Origin of the sequence: Pseudonocardia sp. NPDC049154 (assembly GCF_040648315.1) — a bacterium.
Lineage (GTDB): Bacteria > Actinomycetota > Actinomycetes > Mycobacteriales > Pseudonocardiaceae > Pseudonocardia.
This window is the reverse complement of record NZ_JBEZDN010000107.1, coordinates 1-17,245: the sequence shown is the minus strand read 5'-3', so window position 1 is coordinate 17,245 and position 17,245 is coordinate 1. Positions and strand designations below refer to the sequence as shown.

At 74.5% G+C, this 17,245-nt stretch carries 17 protein-coding genes; 11 read left to right on the top strand and 6 right to left on the bottom strand.

Annotated features, from left to right (window positions below; all coding sequences use genetic code 11):
- The first annotated feature begins 26 nt into the window (after positions 1-26).
- Positions 27-986, top strand: a complete 960-nt coding sequence (locus AB0B41_RS33375) for an LLM class F420-dependent oxidoreductase (protein WP_358210484.1) — start codon at positions 27-29, stop codon at positions 984-986.
- Between the two features lie 26 nt (positions 987-1,012).
- On the opposite strand, the gene AB0B41_RS33370 is transcribed toward AB0B41_RS33375, so the two are convergent.
- Positions 1,013-1,609 (bottom strand): TetR/AcrR family transcriptional regulator, encoded by a 597-nt coding sequence (locus AB0B41_RS33370; RefSeq protein ID WP_358210482.1) that lies wholly within the window; start codon positions 1,607-1,609, stop codon positions 1,013-1,015.
- Positions 1,610-1,736: 127 nt separating this feature from the next.
- On the opposite strand from AB0B41_RS33370, the gene AB0B41_RS33365 reads away from it, so the two are divergent.
- Positions 1,737-2,693 carry an SDR family NAD(P)-dependent oxidoreductase gene (locus AB0B41_RS33365; protein ID WP_358210480.1) on the top strand — a complete coding sequence of 319 codons (957 nt, stop codon included), beginning with the start codon at positions 1,737-1,739 and terminating at the stop codon, positions 2,691-2,693.
- Positions 2,694-2,711: 18 nt separating this feature from the next.
- On the opposite strand, the gene AB0B41_RS33360 is transcribed toward AB0B41_RS33365, so the two are convergent.
- Together AB0B41_RS33360 and AB0B41_RS33355 are read right to left on the bottom strand one after the other, a co-directional pair.
- Positions 2,712-3,383, bottom strand: coding sequence for a GntR family transcriptional regulator (locus tag AB0B41_RS33360; RefSeq protein ID WP_358210478.1), 672 nt, complete (start codon positions 3,381-3,383; stop codon positions 2,712-2,714).
- 20 nt (positions 3,384-3,403) lie between these two features.
- Entirely contained in the window at positions 3,404-4,261 is an 858-nt protein-coding gene (locus AB0B41_RS33355; protein WP_358210476.1) for an alpha/beta hydrolase, read from the bottom strand.
- Between the two features lie 200 nt (positions 4,262-4,461).
- On the opposite strand from AB0B41_RS33355, the gene AB0B41_RS33350 reads away from it, so the two are divergent.
- From AB0B41_RS33350 to AB0B41_RS33340, 3 genes are all read left to right on the top strand, one after another.
- Positions 4,462-6,507 carry an NAD(+) synthase gene (locus AB0B41_RS33350; protein ID WP_358210474.1) on the top strand — a complete coding sequence of 682 codons (2,046 nt, stop codon included), beginning with the start codon at positions 4,462-4,464 and terminating at the stop codon, positions 6,505-6,507.
- Between the two features lie 91 nt (positions 6,508-6,598).
- Positions 6,599-6,799 (top strand): hypothetical protein, encoded by a 201-nt coding sequence (locus AB0B41_RS33345; RefSeq protein ID WP_358210472.1) that lies wholly within the window; start codon positions 6,599-6,601, stop codon positions 6,797-6,799.
- Between the two features lie 82 nt (positions 6,800-6,881).
- Positions 6,882-8,483, top strand: coding sequence for an MFS transporter (locus tag AB0B41_RS33340; RefSeq protein ID WP_358210470.1), 1,602 nt, complete (start codon positions 6,882-6,884; stop codon positions 8,481-8,483).
- A gap of 24 nt (positions 8,484-8,507) precedes the next feature.
- Here the strand turns inward: AB0B41_RS33340 and AB0B41_RS33335 are convergent, their stop codons facing one another.
- Complete coding sequence (locus tag AB0B41_RS33335) at positions 8,508-9,668, bottom strand: glycosyltransferase (RefSeq protein WP_358210468.1); 1,161 nt, start codon at positions 9,666-9,668, stop codon at positions 8,508-8,510.
- A 35-nt stretch (positions 9,669-9,703) separates the two neighbouring features.
- The gene (locus tag AB0B41_RS33330) at positions 9,704-10,372 is read right to left on the bottom strand and encodes a TetR family transcriptional regulator (RefSeq protein ID WP_358210466.1); all 669 of its coding nucleotides are present in this window, start codon (positions 10,370-10,372) and stop codon (positions 9,704-9,706) included.
- A 95-nt stretch (positions 10,373-10,467) separates the two neighbouring features.
- On the opposite strand from AB0B41_RS33330, the gene AB0B41_RS33325 reads away from it, so the two are divergent.
- Positions 10,468-11,385, top strand: coding sequence for an SDR family oxidoreductase (locus AB0B41_RS33325; protein ID WP_358210464.1), 918 nt, complete (start codon positions 10,468-10,470; stop codon positions 11,383-11,385).
- Here the strand turns inward: AB0B41_RS33325 and AB0B41_RS33320 are convergent, their stop codons facing one another.
- Positions 11,386-12,819: an amidohydrolase family protein gene (locus AB0B41_RS33320; RefSeq protein ID WP_358210462.1), complete on the bottom strand. Its 1,434-nt coding sequence runs from the start codon at positions 12,817-12,819 to the stop codon at positions 11,386-11,388. It abuts the gene before it with no gap.
- Between the two features lie 196 nt (positions 12,820-13,015).
- On the opposite strand from AB0B41_RS33320, the gene AB0B41_RS33315 reads away from it, so the two are divergent.
- From AB0B41_RS33315 to AB0B41_RS33295, 5 genes are all read left to right on the top strand, one after another.
- Positions 13,016-13,834: an IclR family transcriptional regulator C-terminal domain-containing protein gene (locus tag AB0B41_RS33315; protein ID WP_358210460.1), complete on the top strand. Its 819-nt coding sequence runs from the start codon at positions 13,016-13,018 to the stop codon at positions 13,832-13,834.
- 73 nt (positions 13,835-13,907) lie between these two features.
- The gene (locus tag AB0B41_RS33310) at positions 13,908-15,071 is read left to right on the top strand and encodes a CoA transferase (RefSeq protein WP_358210458.1); all 1,164 of its coding nucleotides are present in this window, start codon (positions 13,908-13,910) and stop codon (positions 15,069-15,071) included.
- Positions 15,064-15,858, top strand: coding sequence for a citryl-CoA lyase (locus AB0B41_RS33305; protein WP_358210456.1), 795 nt, complete (start codon positions 15,064-15,066; stop codon positions 15,856-15,858). The genes AB0B41_RS33310 and AB0B41_RS33305 overlap by 8 nt, the downstream gene beginning before the upstream one ends.
- A 27-nt stretch (positions 15,859-15,885) precedes the next feature.
- On the top strand, positions 15,886-16,746 hold the full coding sequence (locus AB0B41_RS33300; protein ID WP_358210454.1) for a dioxygenase: 861 nt from the start codon (positions 15,886-15,888) through the stop codon (positions 16,744-16,746).
- Between the two features lie 4 nt (positions 16,747-16,750).
- On the top strand, positions 16,751-17,245 hold a 495-nt coding region (locus AB0B41_RS33295; protein WP_358210452.1), incomplete at its 3' end, for a zinc-binding alcohol dehydrogenase family protein.

Sequence of the window (17,245 nt, the reverse complement as noted above, 5' to 3'; positions counted from 1 at the left end):
ATCACCGTCGCTCGTGGAGGTACCTCGTGCCCGACCGCTGGGGCATCACCCTGCCGCTCTCCGGTCTCCCGCTCCGCGAGCAACGCGCGGTGGTCGAACGGCTCCCCGACCTCGGCTACACGGACGTCTGGAGCGCCGAGGCGGACCGCACCGACGCCTTCACCCCGCTGGTCCTGGCCGCGCAGTGGGCGCCGGCGCTGCGGCTGGGCACCGCGATCGTGCCGGCCTTCACCCGCGGCCCGGCCCTCCTCGCGCAGTCCGCGGCCACGCTGGCCAACCTGGCGCCCGGCCGGTTCGCGCTCGGCATCGGCAGCTCGTCCGACGTGATCGTGGAGGGCTGGAACGGCATCCCGTTCCACGAGCCCTACGGGCGGGTGCGCGACACCCTGCGGTTCCTCCGCGCGGCGTTCGCCGGCGAGCGGGTGGCCGAGGACTGGGCCTCGTTCTCGATCCGCGGGTTCCGGCTGGGCGAGGTGCCCGACCCGGTGCCGCCGGTGCTGGTCGCGGCCCTGCGTCCCGGGATGCTGCGGCTCGCCGGCCGCGAGGGCGACGGCGCGATCGTCAACTGGCTCACGGCCGACGACGTCCGGGCCGTCGCCCCGCACGTGCGCGAGTACGGCAAGCCCGACGCCGAGATCGTGGCCCGGATCTTCGTGGTGCCCGACGTCGAGCCGGACGAGGCCCGCGCGCTCGGCCGCCGGCTCGCCGCCGCGTACCTGAACGTCCCGGTCTACCGCGCCTTCCACCAGTGGCTGGGCCGCACCGAGCTCGGCCCGATGTGGAAGCTCTGGGCGGACGGGGACCGGCGCGGTGCCGTCGAGGCGATCCCCGACGCCGTCGTCGACCGGCTGGTGCTGCACGGTCCCGCCGCCGCGGTGCGCGAGCAGGTGGAGGAGTACGTGAAGGCGGGGGTGAGCACGCCGGTGCTGGCGCCGCTCGGCGGCGGGGACCCGGTCGCGACCGTCGAGGCCCTGGCGCCGCAGTAGCCCGGTGGTTCAGTCGGCCCGGTCGCTCAGTTCCGGGGGCGCAGTCCGTCCATCACCAGGTCGAGCAGCCGGCCGGCCTGCTCGCGCTGCTCGGGCGCGCCCGCGGACAGCGTGATCCCGGACAGCGCGGCGATCACGTCCCCGGGGTCGACGTCCGAACGCAGGGTGCCCTCCTTCGCGCCGGCCTCGAGGAACGAGCCGACGGCCGCGCGCATCCGCGCCTTGGTCTCGGCGTACGGGTTGCCGCCGGTCGCGACGATCGCCCGCAGCGTGTCCGCCATGCCGCGCTTGGCCGTCATGTAGTCGACGAAGCGGTCCATCCAGGTCCGCATCGCGCGGTCCGGCGGCTCCGCCTCGAGCAGCCCCGGGACCGCGTCGCAGAGCCGGGCCACCTCGCTGCGGTAGGCGGCCTCGACCAGCGCCTCCCGCGTGGGGAAGTGCCGGTAGAGCGTGCCGATCCCGACGCCCGCCGCCTTCGCGATGCCCTCCAGCGAGACGTCCCGGCCGGGCTGGGAGAAGGCCTCGACGGCCACCTCGAGCAGCCGTTCGCGGTTGCGCCGCGCGTCCGCGCGCAGCGGCCGTCCCGACTCCGCCACCGCGTCGCCTCCAGCTGTGACCTGCATCACTGTCTCCTGCCAACCGGAACAGCCTCCGGTTCACCCGGGTTCGGACCGGAGGCAGCTCCGGTTGCACTGTACGCGCCCGGGCGCTCTCGCCGGGCGTGCCACGATCCTTGCGGAAGGGGTTCCCATGACCGTCACGTTCACCCCCTCGATCTCCCGCCCCTTCATCGGCCCCTTCGGGGCCGACACCACCGCCGCCGAGGTCGTCGCCGGCCTCGACCTGGGCGGCCGCCGCGCCGTCGTGACCGGTGGGGCCTCCGGCATCGGCCTGGAGACCGCCCGCGCGCTCGCCTCCGCCGGCGCCTGCGTGACGCTCGCCGTCCGCGACCTCGACGCGGGCGCGGCCACCGCCGCCGAGATCACCCGGGCCACCGGCAACGAGCTCGTCTCGGTCGCCCGGCTCGACCTCACCGACCGCACGTCCATCCGGGCCTTCGTGGCCAACTGGGACGGCCCGCTCCACATGCTCGTCCTCAACGCCGGGGTCATGGCCGCGCCGCTGACCCGCACCACGGACCACTGGGAGCTGCAGTTCGCGACAAACCACCTCGGGCACTTCGCCCTGGCGACCGGCCTGTTCCCGGCGCTCGTCGCCGCGGACGGGGCGCGGGTGGTGTCGGTGTCGTCGGCGGCGCACCTGCGCTCGCCGGTCGTGTTCGACGACGTCCACTTCCACGGCCGGGACTACGACCCCTGGACCGCGTACGGGCAGTCCAAGACCGCGAACGTGCTCTTCGCGGTGCAGGCCAACCGGCAGTGGGGCGGCGACGGGATCCACGTGAACGCGCTCAGCCCGGGCGGGATCCGCACGAACCTGCAGCGCCACCTCGGCCCGGCCGAGCTCGCGTCGCTGGAGCAGCGGGGCGCCGCGACGGGCTGGAAGACGCCGGAGCAGGGGGCCGCGACCTCGGTGCTGCTCGCCGCGTCCCCGCTGGTGGAGGGCATCGGCGGGCGGTACTTCGAGGACTGCGCCGAGGCCGGCCCGCACGTGCCGGGCACCTACCGGGGCGTCGCCGACTACGCCGTGGACCCCGAGTCCGCCGAGCGGCTGTGGGACGTCTCGATGGCGACCATCAGGGTCTGAGGCTCCACGAGCTCGGCCTCAGGGCGTGAAGACCCCCGCCCGTTCCAGGTGGGCCCGCAGCAGCTCGCCGATGTGCAGCATGTGGTCGCGCATGGCCGCCCGCGCCGCCCCCGCGTCGCGGGCGGCCAGCGCCGCGAGCACCGGGCCGTGGTCGCGGACCGAGGCCTCAACCCAGCCGTCGACCCGGCCGTAGTGGCTGCGCGGCAGGTACTTCAGCGACATCGTCAGCTGGGTCTGCAGCCGCGCCGAGAGGCCCGGCCGGTTGATCGCCGAGTGGATCTCGTGGTTGACCCGGAAGACCTCGTCGGGGTCGCCCGCCCGGGCGGCGTCGACCAGCACGGCCTGCAGCTCGTGCAGCCGGCGGACGTCGGCGCCGGTCAGCAGGTCCACGGCGCGGGCCGCCAGCTCGCCCTCGATGAACGCGGCCACGGCGAACATGTCCACGACGTCCCGCTCGGTCAGCGGCACCACCCGGAACCCGCGCCGGGGCTCCCAGCGCACCGCACCCTCGCTGTGCAGCACCATCAGCGCCTCGCGCACCGGCGTGGCGCTCACCCCGAGCCGCTCGGCGAGCTGCTCCGTGCGCAGGTAGTCCGCCCCGCGGAGCTCCCCGGACATGATCGCCTCGCGGACGACCATCGCGACGTGCTCGGACAGCTGGCGCCGCTCCGTGCCCACCGGGATCGCCATCCCGGCAGCCTAGCCAGCGATCAGGCCGGGGCCGGGTCGGCGGGCGCGGCGGCGCCGGCGGGGTTCGCCGAGCCCATCCCGTGCCGGGCGAGGAACTCCAGGGCCAGGTCCGCGGCCTCCCGCCAGGTCGAGTCGACGGCGAACGAGTGGCCGGCCGCGGGGAACGCGGCCCACTCCGTGACGCCGGGGCTGCGCGAGAGGATCCGGTGGGCGGCGCGGCTCGTCGCCTCCGGGACCGTCCGGTCCTTCCCGGCCCCGACGACGAGCACGGGCCCGCGGTCGCGGTGCACGTCGACCGAGGCCTCGCTGTGCAGCGCGAAGTTCGCGGTCGCGGCCTGGAACAGCGGCTTCATCGGCGAGGGGACGGCGTAGGCGTCGTAGAGCGCGTCGGACTCCTCGCGACTGATCGCGTTGGCGAAGCCCGCGTGCCAGGAGTCCTTCGAGTGGATCCAGCTCCGGGTCCGGAGCTTCGGCTTGCTCAGCACCGGGAACGCCGTCCTCAGCTGCGCCGGCGGGAGCGCCAGGTTGCCCTTGAACTGGGCGGGCGAGAGCGCGATGCAGGCCCGCGCGCACCCCTGGCCCAGGAGCTTCTCGGCGATCAGCCCGCCGAAGGAGTGGCCGATCACGATCGGCTGGGCGGGCAGCTCGGAGACGAGCGAGGCGAAGTGGTCCGTGACCACCGCGATGCCGCGGTTCGCGACGGCCTCGGGGTCGGCGCGGCACTCCTCGGCCGTCGGCGCCTCGCCGGGCCAGCCCGGGGCGACGGGCGCGTACCCGCGCTCGGTGAACAGCTCGACCCACGGCGTCCAGCTCGACGCGTGCAGCCAGAGGCCGTGGACGAAGACGACGGGGATCGGGTCGGGCGCGGGGATCGACACGTGTGTCCTCCGTGGATGCTCGGAAGGCGCAGCGTAAGGCCGTTCCGGGGGCCGGTCGATCACCCGGATGCCGGAGCGCGGATCCTGTCCCGCCGACGGTCGCTCCCCGTCCCGGCTCCGCCGCCCCGACGGACACCGGCCGGGACGAACCGGTACGGACCGCGGGATTACGTGCCGATCAGCTGGGGCAGACTGCCGGTGTGGAGGACTTCTTCTCGGCCTACCGGCACGGCTTCCTGCGCACGGCCGCCTGCACGATCCACACCACGATCGCCGACCCGGCGGCGAACGCCGCCGCCGTCCTCGAGACGGCCCGTGCGCTCGACGAGGACGGGGTCGGCCTCGCGGTCTTCCCCGAGCTGACACTGACCGGCTACTCGATCGAGGACGTCCTCCTGCAGGACACGCTCCTGGACGCGGTGGCCGCGGCGCTCGACGAGATCGTGGCCGGCTCGGCCGACCTGCTGCCGGTGCTCGTGGTGGGCGCGCCCCTGCGGCACCGGCAGCGCGTGCGCAACTGCGCGGTCGTGATCCACCGGGGGTGCGTCCTCGGCGTCGCGCCGAAGTCCTACCTGCCGACCTACCGGGAGTTCTACGAGCGCCGGCAGATCGGCGCGGGCGACGACGTCACCGGCACGATCCGGATCGGCGGCGAGGACGTGCCGATCGGCCCCGACCTGCTCTTCGCCGCCTCCGACGTGCCCGGCTTCGTGCTGCACGTGGAGATCTGCGAGGACATATGGGTGCCGGTCCCGCCCTCGGCCGAGGCCGCCCTGGCCGGCGCGACGGTGCTGGCCAACCTGTCCGGCAGCCCGATCACCGTGGGCCGGGCCGAGGACCGGAAGCTCATGAGCCGCAGCGCCTCCTCGCGCTGCCTGGCCGCGTACGTCTACGCCGCCGCCGGGGAGGGCGAGTCGTCGACCGACCTCGCGTGGGACGGCCAGACGATGATCTACGAGAACGGTCTCCTGCTCGCCGAGACCGAGCGCTTCCCGCAGGGGCCGCGCCAGTCCGTGGCGGACGTCGACATCGCGACCCTCTCCGCCGAGCGGATGCGGATGGGGACGTTCGACGACAACCGCCGCCACCACGCCGACCGCACGAACGCCTTCCGCCGCATCGAGTTCCGGCTCGACCCGCCGCGCGGCGACCTGGGCCTGCGCCGCGAGATCGAGCGCTTCCCGTTCGTGCCCGCGGACGAGTCCCGCCTCGAGCAGGACTGCTACGAGGCCTACAACATCCAGGTCTCCGGCCTGGAGCAGCGGATGCGGGCGATCGGGAACCCGAAGATCGTCATCGGGGTGTCCGGCGGGCTGGACTCCACGCACGCGCTGATCGTGGCGGCGCGGGCGATGGACCGGGCCGGGCGGCCGCGCAGCGACATCCTCGGGTTCACCCTGCCCGGCTTCGCCACCGGCGACCGGACGAAGGGCAACGCCTACCGGCTGGCCGAGGCCCTCGGCGTCACCTTCGAGGAGATCGACATCACCGAGACCGCGCGGCTGATGCTGCGCAACCTCGGCCACCCCTTCTCCTCCGGCGAGCCCGTCTACGACGTGACCTTCGAGAACGTCCAGGCCGGCCTGCGCACCGACTACCTGTTCCGCGCGGCCAACCAGCGCGGCGGGATCGTGCTCGGCACCGGCGACCTCTCGGAGCTGGCGCTGGGGTGGTCGACGTACGGCGTCGGCGACCAGATGTCGCACTACAACGTCAACGGCGGGGTGCCGAAGACCCTGATCCAGCACCTGATCCGGTGGGTCGTGTCGTCGAAGCAGTTCGACGAGGAGGTGGGCGAGGTCCTCACGGACGTCCTCGACACCGAGATCACCCCGGAGCTGGTGCCGACCGGCGAGGACGAGGAGGTCCAGAGCAGCGAGGCGAAGGTGGGCCCCTACTCGCTGCAGGACTTCACGCTCTTCTACACCCTCCGCTACGGGCTGCGGCCCTCGAAGATCGCCTTCCTGCAGTGGCACGCCTGGCACGACCCGACGCAGGGCCCGTGGCCGCCCGGTTTCCCCGAGGACGAGCGGCCGAGCTACTCCATGGCGGACATCCGACGCTGGAGCGAGGTGTTCGCGCAGCGGTTCTTCTCGTTCAGCCAGTTCAAGCGCAGTGCGCTGCCGAACGGTCCGAAGGTCTCCGCGGGTGGGTCGCTCTCCCCGCGGGGGGACTGGCGGGCGCCGTCGGACATGTCCGCGCGGATCTGGCTCGACGAGATCCGCCGCGAGGTACCCGAAAGCTAGTCCGGTGTGACGACTGCTGCGCCGGACGGCGTAACGCCGAGCGCTCGGTGACGACTACAGGGACGGGAGCCATCCGTTCGAGGGAGTCGCCGTGCCCGACCGTCACACAGCGTGGGGAGCCTCCGGCTGGGGTTGCAACGCCCGCGAGCCCTGGGCGCCGCCGTTGTTCACCGCCGCACCGGCCGCCGAGGAGCGCGGGCCCGCGGGCCGGGCCTCCCTGGTCGTCCTCGCCGTGCTGAGCCTGCTGCTGGCGGGCACCGCGTACGCCTACGGCGTCCTCCACCTGTTCTGATTCCTCGCCCCGCGGCAGCCCGGCGATGAGTTCCGGGCCACGCCGCGGTCCCCCTTCCGTACACCCGCGGAAGGAGAGCCCGATGAGCACGCCGACCACACCGACCACCTCGCCCGCGAGGGCGGGCCGCCGGGAGTGGACCGGCCTGGCCGTGCTCGCGCTGGCCTGCCTGCTCTACGTCATGGACCTGACGGTCCTGCAGCTCGCGCTCCCCCAGGTCAGTGCGGACCTGCAGCCGTCGAGCAGCCAGCTGCTGTGGATCGTCGACGTGTACGGCTTCATGGTCGCGGGCGCGCTGGTCACGATGGGCACGCTCGGCGACCGGATCGGCCGCCGGCGGCTGCTCCTCGTCGGCGCCGCCGCGTTCGGTCTGACGTCGATCCTGGCGGCCTTCTCCACCACACCGGAGATGCTGATCGCGAGCCGGGCGCTGCTGGGCCTGTCCGGCGCGACGATCGCGCCCTCCACCCTGTCGCTGATCTTCCACATGTTCCGGGACCCGCGGGAGCGCTCGCTGGCCGTCGGGATCTGGATCGGCGCCTTCTCCGCGGGCAGCGGGATCGGGCCCGTGCTCGGCGGCGTGCTGCTCGGCTTCTTCTGGTGGGGCTCGGTGTTCCTGCTGGCCCTGCCCGTGATGGGTGCGCTGCTGATCGTCGGCCCCCGCGTGCTGCCCGAGTTCCGCGACCCCGACGCCGGCCGGCTCGACGTGCTCAGCGCCGCCATGTCCGTCGTCGCGCTGCTGGCCGTGGTGTTCGGCGTGAAGCGGATCGCCGAGCACGGCCCGGGCACGGGCGCGTTCCTGGCGATCGCCGCCGGCGTGGTCGTCGGCGCGCTGTGGGTGCGGCGGCAGCGCCGGCTCCCCGAGCCGATGATCGACGTGGCGCTCTTCCGGAACCGCCGGTTCACCGCGGCGCTGGTGGTCAACTTCCTCGCGATCTTCGTGATGATCGGCTACTTCCTCTTCGTCGCGCAGTACCTGCAGCTCGTGCTGGGCCAGGCGGCGCTGGAGGCGGGGCTGTGGTCGCTGCCGTCGGCGGCGGCGTTCGTGGTCGCCTCCCAGCTGGCACCGCGTCTGCTGAGCGGGGTCCGGCCGGCGCACGTCGTCGCGGGCGGGCTGGCCTGCGCGGCCGCCGGGATGTTCGTGCTCACCACGGTCACCACGCAGCAGGGCCTGACCGCGCTGGTGGTGGCCTCGGTCGTGATCTCGCTGGGGATGGGCCCGGTGTTCGGCCTGACCACCGAGATGGTGGTCGGCTCGGCCCCGGAGGAGAAGGCCGGCGCGGCCTCGGGGATCTCGGAGACCGCCGCCGAGCTGGGCGGCGCGCTCGGGATCGCGGTGCTGGGCAGCATCGGGGTGGCGCTCTACCGCGGCGGGATCGCCGGCGCGCTCCCGGCCGGTGTCCCGGCCGAGGCGGCCGCCGCGGCCGAGGACACGCTGGGCGGGGCCGCGCGCGTGGCGGCCGAGCTGCCCGCGCCCGTCGGCGGCGAGCTGCTCGGGGTGGCCCGCGAGGCGTTCGTGACGGGCATGCAGGTCACCTCGTTCGCGGCGGGCTGCGTCGCGGTGGTGATCGCCGGCGTCGCCGCCGTCGCCCTCCGGCACGCCCGGCCGGCGGACCACGCCGAGCCCGCCGAGCCCGCAGAGCCCGTCGGGAGCGGGCCGCGGCCCGAGCCCTGCCCGGCCTGACCGGGACCGTCAGACCGGCGCCGATCAGACCAGCAGGGCGGCGACGACCTCGGCCGGCATCGCGGCGATCTCCCGGGCCACCGCCCCGGCGGCCGCCCGCGGTTCCGGGTCGGTGAGCAGCGACGAGGCGACCTCGGCGACGGCGTCGGGGGTCGCCTCGCCGGACGGCAGCCGCCGACCGGCCCCGACGGCCAGCACCGCCTCGGCGTTGTCGAACTGGTCGGCGCCCTGCGGCAGGAGGAGCTGCGGCACCCCGGAGGCCAGCGCGCCGAGGGTGGTGCCCGAGCCGCCGTGGTGCACCACCAGCGCGGCGTGCGGGAGCACGTCGGCCTGCGGCACCCACTGCTCGACGCGCACGGTGTCCGGCAGGTCGTCGACCAGCGCGGCGTCGATCATGGGCCCGGCGGCCACCAGCACGCGGGCGGGCAGCCGGCCCAGGCTGTCGATCGCCGTGCGCAGGACACCGCCCTCGGCGAACGCCGTGCCCAACGTGAGGTAGACCAGCGGCGGGCCGGGCTCCCCCACCCAGGCCGGCAGCGGGGCCGGCTCGGCGAAGGGCACCGGGCGCAGCGGCACCCGAGGTGCGCGGTCCGGCGTGAAGGCGGCCAGGAAGGCCGGGTCCTGCAGCGACCGCGGGCAGACGTCGAGGAACGGGTCGCCGAGTCCCGGCCCCGCGACCACGGCGGGGTCCAGCCCCAGCTCGGCCGCCAGCCCGCCGACGTGGTCGCCGGCACGGGCCAGCATCTTGCCGCCCGCCACCCGGCCGAACCCGTGGCAGAGGCCATGGATCCCGGCCACCTTCGCCGCGAGCCCGGCGCCGAGGTCGCCCGCCTCGTGCACCACGACGTCCGGGCGCAGCTCCGCCAGGACGGGTGCGAGATCGGCGGCGGTGCGGCGCGGCAGGACCTCGCCGAAGACCCGGCCGGCCATCGCCATCACCTCGTCCGGCGGGGCGGAGAACCGGGCCCGGGGGTCCTTCCCCGACTGCGCCCACACCTGCCCGAACGCCTCGCGGATCTCGCCGCCCGCCGCGACCGGCCGGAACCCGAGCCGCTCGACGAGCGGGTGGAAGCTCGGCGCGATCGCGTAGGACACCTCGTGCCCGGCCTCGCGCGCCGCGACCGCGAAGGGCAGCAGCGGGTAGGTGTGGCCGTGGGCGGCGATGCTCGAGATCAGGACGCGCACCCGTCCGAGCCCAGGACCGTTGCGCGACGTACCGGTCACCGCGACCGCGCGACGAGCCCCGCGAGCAGGACCGCGAGCAGCTCGCGGAGGGTGCCGGTGAAGTCCGGGCGCAACGCCGCCAGCTCCGGGTCGGAGTCGTAGGCCGCGAGCATCGCGGCCGAGGGCTGGGCGTGTGCCCACAGGGCCCCGGTCGTGAGGGCGAGGGCTCCTGCGAACGCGAAGGCCGACTCCGCAGGCAGCTCGGGCAGCCGGGCGCGGACCAGGTCGGCGAGCTCCTCGGTGGCGGCGATCGCGGTGCGCTTGAACCGGGCCACGACCTCGGGCGAGACGTTGCGCTCCAGCACGGCGGCCTGCGCCGCGGCGAGGTCGCACAGCACCGGCCGGCCGGCCAGCGCCTCGGCCAGTGCTCCGGCGAGCTCCTCACGGCGGGCGGCCGGGTCGTCGGCGGTCACCGCGGCCGGGAGGCGCTCGGCGAGGTCGGCGAGCAGGGTCTGCCACTCGGCCACGAGAAGTTCCAGGAGCACGGCCTCGCGGGAGTCGAAGTAGCGCAGCACCGCGGACTTGGCCAGGCAGGACCGCCGGGCGAGGGCGGTGAGGGTCAGGTCGGCGACCGGTGCCTCGCGCAGCATCGCCTCGGCGGTGCCGAGGATCGCGCGCCGCCGCTCCTCGCGCTGCTCCGCGCTGCGCGCCCGCTGGAAACCCACGGCGCCGAGCTTACAGACCGCCGGTCCCTTGTTATCGGACCGGCGGTCCGTTACTGTCGGAGCAGTAAGAGACCGATGGTCCGTGAGGAGTTCCGATGTACACCGTCCCCGACCAGTCCGGGAAGCTCGTCGTCGTCACCGGGGCCAACAGCGGCACCGGCAAGGAGGCCGCGCGGCGGCTCGCCGGGGCGGGCGCCCGGGTGGTCCTCGCCGTCCGGACGCCGGAGAAGGGCGAGGCCGCGAAGGCCGAGATCCAGCGCGAGCACCCCGCGGCGCAGCTGGAGGTACGCCGGGTCGACCTGGCCGACCTCGCGTCCGTCGAGGAGTTCGCGGCGGGCCTGCTCGCCGGGGGCACGCCCGTCGACACCCTGGTCAACAACGCCGGTGTGATGGCCCCGCCCACCCGCTTCACCACGGCCGACGGGTTCGAGCTGCAGTTCGGCAGCAACCACCTCGGCCCGTTCGCCCTCACCGTGCGGCTGCTCCCGTTGGTCCTGGCCGCGCCGCAACCGCGGATCGCGACCATGAGCAGCGGGGCGGCGCACCTCGGCCGCATCCGGTTCGAGGACCTGCAGTGGGAGCGGCGGTACAGCCCGACGCTCGCGTACGCGCAGTCGAAGCTCGCGAACCTGCTGATGGCGCGGCAGCTCTCCACGCTGGCGCGGGAGCGCGGCTGGACCCTGCGCAGCACCGCGGCGCACCCGGGGTTCACCCGCACCAACCTGCAGACCGCCGGCCCGACGATGGGCGGGACCAGGCCGAGCCTGATGGGTCGGGGAGCGGGGATCCTGCCCTCGCAGGAGCCGCGGCAGGGCGCCGAGCCCCTGCTGTTCGCCGCGGCCGACCCCGCCGCGACGGACGGCGGCTACTACGGACCGGACGGGCGGTTCGGCCTGGTCGGGACCACCACCGAGGTCCGGGTGCCCCGCCGGGCGCGGGACGCCGGCCTGGCCGCCCGGCTGTGGGCCGAGTCCGAGCGGCTCACCGGCGTCGCGCGCCCCGTGCCGGCCTGATCATCCGCCGTGCGTCGCGGCGCTCTGGTAGTCGGTGTAGGTGTACGGGTTGTCGAGGATCTTCGTCTCCGGGACGTCGGGGTTCATGCCCTGCGCCCAGGCCTCCTCGCCGAGCGTCGACCGCAGGTGCTCGACGGTCCGCTCGACCGTCGCCCGCGCCGCCGCCAGGTCGACGTCGACCAGCCGGCCCGCCCGCTTCACGATCCGCCCGTCCACCAGCACGGTGTCGACGTCGCCGCGCTGGGCCTGGAAGGCCACGTGCCCGTAGGGGTTGAGCAGCGGGAACATCACCGGTGAGTGCTCGTTGCGGATCAGCACGACATCGGCGGACTTGCCCACCTCGAGGCTGCCCAGCTCGGCGTCGCGCCCCAGCGCGCGGGCCCCGCCCAGCGTCGCCCACTCCACGACCTGCTCGGCCCGCAGCGCGGCGTGGGTGACGGTGTTCCCCTTGGCGTGCGCCTCCAGGTGCTCGCGCGAGCGGTCCGCGCCGAGCGTGCTGCGCATGGCGGAGAACAGGTCGCCGCTCCACCACACCGAGGTGTCCATGGACAGCGACACCGGGATGCCGTGCAGCCGCAGCGCCCAGGTGGGCGGGTAGCCCTGGCCGGCGCTCTGCTCGCTCTCGGTCGACACCGACACCGAGCCGCCGGTGGCCGCGATCCGGTGGTACGAGTCCGCGGACAGGGTCGCGGCGTGCACGTAGACCGACTCGGGCGTCATGAACCCGTGCTCGTGCATGAGCCGGATGCCGTCGTCGTTCGTGGCGCCCCACACCCCGGCGTGCGTGGTGACCGGCGCGCCCAGCTCGCGGGCGACCTCGAAGGCCGGCTTCTCCGGGAACGCCGGGTCGCCGGTCACGTCGAAGGCCATCTGGAAGCCGAGCAGGTCGTCCCGGCGGCGGGCGACGAAGTCGCGGAACTCAGGAGCGGCGGTCCATTCCGCGGGCGCCTGCTGGATGTTGCCGTAGGCCAGCACGAACCGGCCGGGCACGGCCTGCAGCGCGTCGACGGCGGCGTCGGCGTGGTCGACCGTCTGCAGGCCGTGCGACCAGTCGACGGTGGTGGTGACGCCGGCGTCGAGCGCCTCGAGCGCGGAGAGCAGGTTGCCCGCGTACACGTCCTCGGGCCGGAAGGCCTTGCCCCACTCCAGGTAGTACCAGACGAAGTACTGGGTCAGCGTCCAGTCGGCGCCGTAGCCGCGCATGGCCGTCTGCCACATGTGCCGGTGCGTGTCGATCATCCCCGGCATGACGATGCCGCCGGTCGCGTCGATCTCGACGGTGCCGTCGGGCACCTCGAGGTCCGGACCGAGGGCGGCGATCCGGCCGTCGGTGACGAGCACGTCCTGCCCGGCGAGGACGCGCTTGGCCGGGTCCATCGTCAGCACGGTCCCGCCGCGGAGGACGATCGGGCGCCCCTCGGTCGACTCGCTCATCGGCTCGCTCCCTCGCGATCTTCGGACCATCGTCCGCCTGTCGGTCAGCACCGCGTGCGGGCTACTGTGGTCGAGCCCGTCGGCGGTGTCAATCACTCCGGGCCCGAGGCGCGGGCCCGCCGCGGTACCGCCCTGACCGGCCAGCGGACGCGGCCGGGCTACGGTGGGCGCCGCACGCGGCGGGACGGGGGTACGCATGCCACGCGAGGGAACGGGTCCGGACTTCATCGAGGCCCTGGCCCGGGGGCTGGACGTCATCACGGCCTTCCGGCCCGGGCGGCCCGTGATGTCCCTGGCCGAGGTGGCCGCCGCCGCCGACCTGGCCCGGCCGACGGCGCGGCGCATCCTGCTCACCCTCGCCGAGCTCGGCTACGTCCGCGCCGAGGAGCGCGGCTTCGCGCTGACCCCGCGGGTGCTGGACCTGGGCGTGGCCTACGTCCGGTCGACCGGCCTGTGGGAGGTCGCCCGCCCGCACCTGGAGAAGCTGGTCGAGCGCACGAACGAGTCGTGCTCGATCGCCCAGCTCGACGGCTCGGACATCGTCTACGTCGCACGCGTGTCCGTGCCCAAGATCGTGTCGCTGGCGGTGCAGATCGGCACGCGGTTCCCCGCGCTGCAGACCTCGCTCGGCAAGGTCCAGCTCGCCGCCCTCCCGCCTGACGAGCTGGAGCGCGTGCTCGCCGAACCCACCCGTTCCGGCCTGGTCCCGCGCTGGCAGCCGGACCGCGCGGAGCGGGACGCGGTGCTGCGCGAGGTGCGGGCCCGCGGCTGGGCGCTCACCGACGAGCAGCTCGCACCCGGTATCCGCTCCGTGGCCGCCCCCCTGCGTGACGGGTCGGGCCGGGTGATCGCCGGGGTCAACGTCAACTGCCACGCGGCGGAGACGTCCGTGGAGCACCTGCGCGAGCACCACCTGCCGCTGCTGCTGCACGCGGCCGGGGAGATCAGCGCGGACTTCGCCCGGCTGGAGACCGTCCCGCACGTGACGGTGTCCGGCTCGTCGCGCCCGGCTTGACGTCGCCCGCGTCAGGTCGAAGAATCCGAGGCACGACGGACGGATGTCCGTGCAGCGGACAGGAGGGCATCGGATGAGCACGCCCGATCCCACGACAGGAGGCCCGCTGGCCGGGCTGCTGGTGGCCGACTTCTCCCGGATCCTGGCCGGCCCGTACGCCACGATGCTGCTGGCGGACCTGGGCGCCGAGGTGGTGAAGGTCGAGGGCCCGGCCGGCGACGACACCCGGACCTGGATGCCACCGGTGCGCGAGGGTGTCTCGACCTACTTCCTGGGCATCAACCGCGGTAAGCGCTCGATCGCCCTGGACCTGCGCGACGAGTCCGACCTGGCCGCCGCCCGCGAGCTCGCCCGGCGCGCCGACGTCGTCATCGAGAACCTCAAGCCGGGCGGGATGGCCCGGTTCGGTCTCGACTACGACGCGGTCCGGAAGTCCAACCCCGGCGTCGTCTACGCGTCGATCAGCGGGTTCGGCTCCGGCCCGGGCCGGGACGTGCCGGGCTACGACCTGATGGTGCAGGCCATGTCCGGGCTGATGTCGCTCACCGGCGACGCGGACGGGCCCCCGTACCGGGCCGGGATCTCGGTCTTCGACGTCATGGCCGGCAACCACGCCGCGATCGGCATCCTCGCCGCGCTGCGGCACCGCGACCGCAGCGGCGAGGGCCAGCACGTCGAGGTCAACCTGCTGTCCTCCGCGCTGACCGGCCTGGTCAACCACAGCTCCGCCTGGGTCGCGAGCGGCACCGTGCCCTACCGGATGGGCAACGCCCACCCCAGCGTCTTCCCCTACGAGCCGCTCCCCACCGCGGACGACGACCTGATCGTCGCCGCCGCCAACGACCCGCAGTTCCGCAAGCTCTGCGGCGTGCTCGGGATCCCGGAGGTCGCCGACGACCCGCGCTTCGCCCGCAACGCCGACCGCACCGCGAACCGCGAGGAGCTGCGGCCGCTCCTCGTGGAGCGGCTGCGGGAGAAGGGCGCGGTGGAGTGGTTCGACCTGCTCACCGCGGCGGGAGTGCCGTCCGGCCCGATCCAGACGATCGACGGCGGCTTCGCCATGGCCGAGCGGTTCGGGCTCGACCCCGTCGTCCCCGTCGGGGAGGGTGATCGTGCGGTGCCCACCACCCGGCACCCGATCCGGTTCTCCGCCACGCCCGCGGTCTACCGGCTCCCCCCGCCGGAGCTCGACGAGCACGGCGCCGAACTGAGGAAGTGGCTCGGCGAGCATGACTGAACACGAGTACCCCACCGCCCTGGGTGCGGCGTCCCGGGAGAAGATCACCCTGCTCGGCCAGGACCTGGCCGACGACGTCATGGGCCGGGTCGGGTTCGGCGAGCTCGCCTTCTGGCTGGCCACCCAGCGCCGCCCGAGCAAGGGCGAGACCCGGGTGTTCGAGGCCGTGCTGGCCGCGCTGGCCGATCACGGCTTCACCCCGACCGCGATCGTCACCCGGCTGACCTACCTGTCCGCCCCGGACTCGGTGCAGGGCGCGCTCGCCGCGGGCCTGCTCGGCGGCGGGTCCCGGTTCCTCGGCGTGACGGAGGACTGCGGACGGTTCCTGCACGAGCGGCTGCCGGCGCAGCTCCCGATGGACGACGCCGGCTGGGACGAGATCGCCCTGCAGGTCGTCCGTGAGCAGCGCGAGGCGAAGAGGTTCGTGCCGGGGCTCGGCCACCACGTGCACAAGGACGGGGACCCCCGCACCCGCCGGCTCTACGCGATCGCCCGCGAGGAGGACCTGGTCGGACCGCACCTGGAGCTGTTCGCCGCGATCGGCCGCGTCCACCCGCAGGTCCTGGGCCGGACCCTGCCGCTCAACGGCGCCGGGGTCTGCGGCGCCGCGCTGGCCGACCTGGGCCTGCCGCTGGAGCTGCTGCGGGGGTTCGCGCTCCTCGCCCGCACCGCCGGGCTCATCGGCCAGCTCGCGGAGGAGCTCAGGCACCCCGTGGGCAACGACATCTTCCTGTCCGTCGACCTGAACAACAGGCCGGTCGACCCGGACCCCTACCGACCGTCCTGACGGTCCCGGCGAGAGCGGGAGGCAGCGATGAAGCTGGTCACCGAGGAGAACATCACCGACCTCGCGGTGGAGCGCTGGGCCACGGCACGCGACCCCCGCACCCGCGAGGTGCTCACGGCGCTGGTCCGGCACCTGCACGACTTCGCGCGCGAGGTCCGGCTGACCGAGGCCGAGTGGATGGCCGCGATGCAGTGGCTGACGGCGACCGGGCAGATCAGCGACGAGAAGCGCGAGGAGTTCATCCTCGCCTCGGACGTGCTCGGCCTGTCCATGCTGGTCGTGCAGATGAACAACCGGCTCGACCCCGCCGCGACACCGGCGACGGTGCTCGGCCCGTTCCACATCGACGGCTCGCCCGAGCTGGACTTCGGCGGCGACATGTCCGACGGGCTGCCCGGCACCCCGCTCTACGTCAGCGGCACGGTCACGGCGCTCGACGGCACCCCGGTCGCCGGCGCCGTGCTCGACGTCTGGCAGTCCGACGCCGACGGCGTGTACGAGGCCCAGCTGCCGGAGATCGACGAGGCGCGGCTGCGGGCGAAGTACACGACCCTCGCCGACGGCTCCTACTGTCTGCGTACCATCGCGCCGAAGGGCTACTCGATCCCGATGGACGGGCCGGTCGGCGACCTCATCGGGAGGACGGGGATCAGCCACTTCCGCCCCGCCCACGTGCACTTCCTGCTCGCCGTCGACGGGTACGCCCCGCTGATCACCCACCTGTTCCAGGAGGGCGCGGAGTTCCTGGACAGCGACGTCGTGTTCGGCACGAAACAGGAGCTCGTGGTCGCCTTCGAGGAGCGCGAGCCCGGGCCGACGCCCGACGGCGGCAAGTCGGACGTGCCGTGGCTCGAGGCCCGGTACGACTTCCGCCTGCAGCCCGCCTGAGCCCGTGCGCGCGGCGCTGATCCCCGAGCCCGGCCGGCCGCCCGTGGTCGCGGACCGCGAGCCCCCGGAGCCCGGGCCCGGTGAGGTCCTCGTCGAGGTCCTGGCCGCCCCGATCACGCCGCTCGACGTGCTCTGCGCCTCCGGCCGCTCGTACTTCGGCGTGCCGAGCACCCCGTACGTGCCGGGCGTCCAGGGCGTCGGCACGGTCGACGGCCGCACGGTGTGGTTCCCGACCCCGGCCGGGATGGCGCCGGGCGACGGCAGCATGGCCGCGGTCGCGTGCGTGCCCGAGGCCGATCTCGTCCCGCTGCCCGCGGGCGTCGACCCGGTCCGGCTGGCCGCCCTCGGGCTGTCCGCCGTGGCCGCGCACCGCGCGCTGACCAGCACCGGCGGCCTGACGGCCGGCGAGACCGTGATCGTGCTCGGCGCCGGCGGCGTGGTCGGTCAGGTCGCGGTGCAGCTCGCCCGCCTCGCCGGAGCCGCCCGGGTCGTGGCGGGC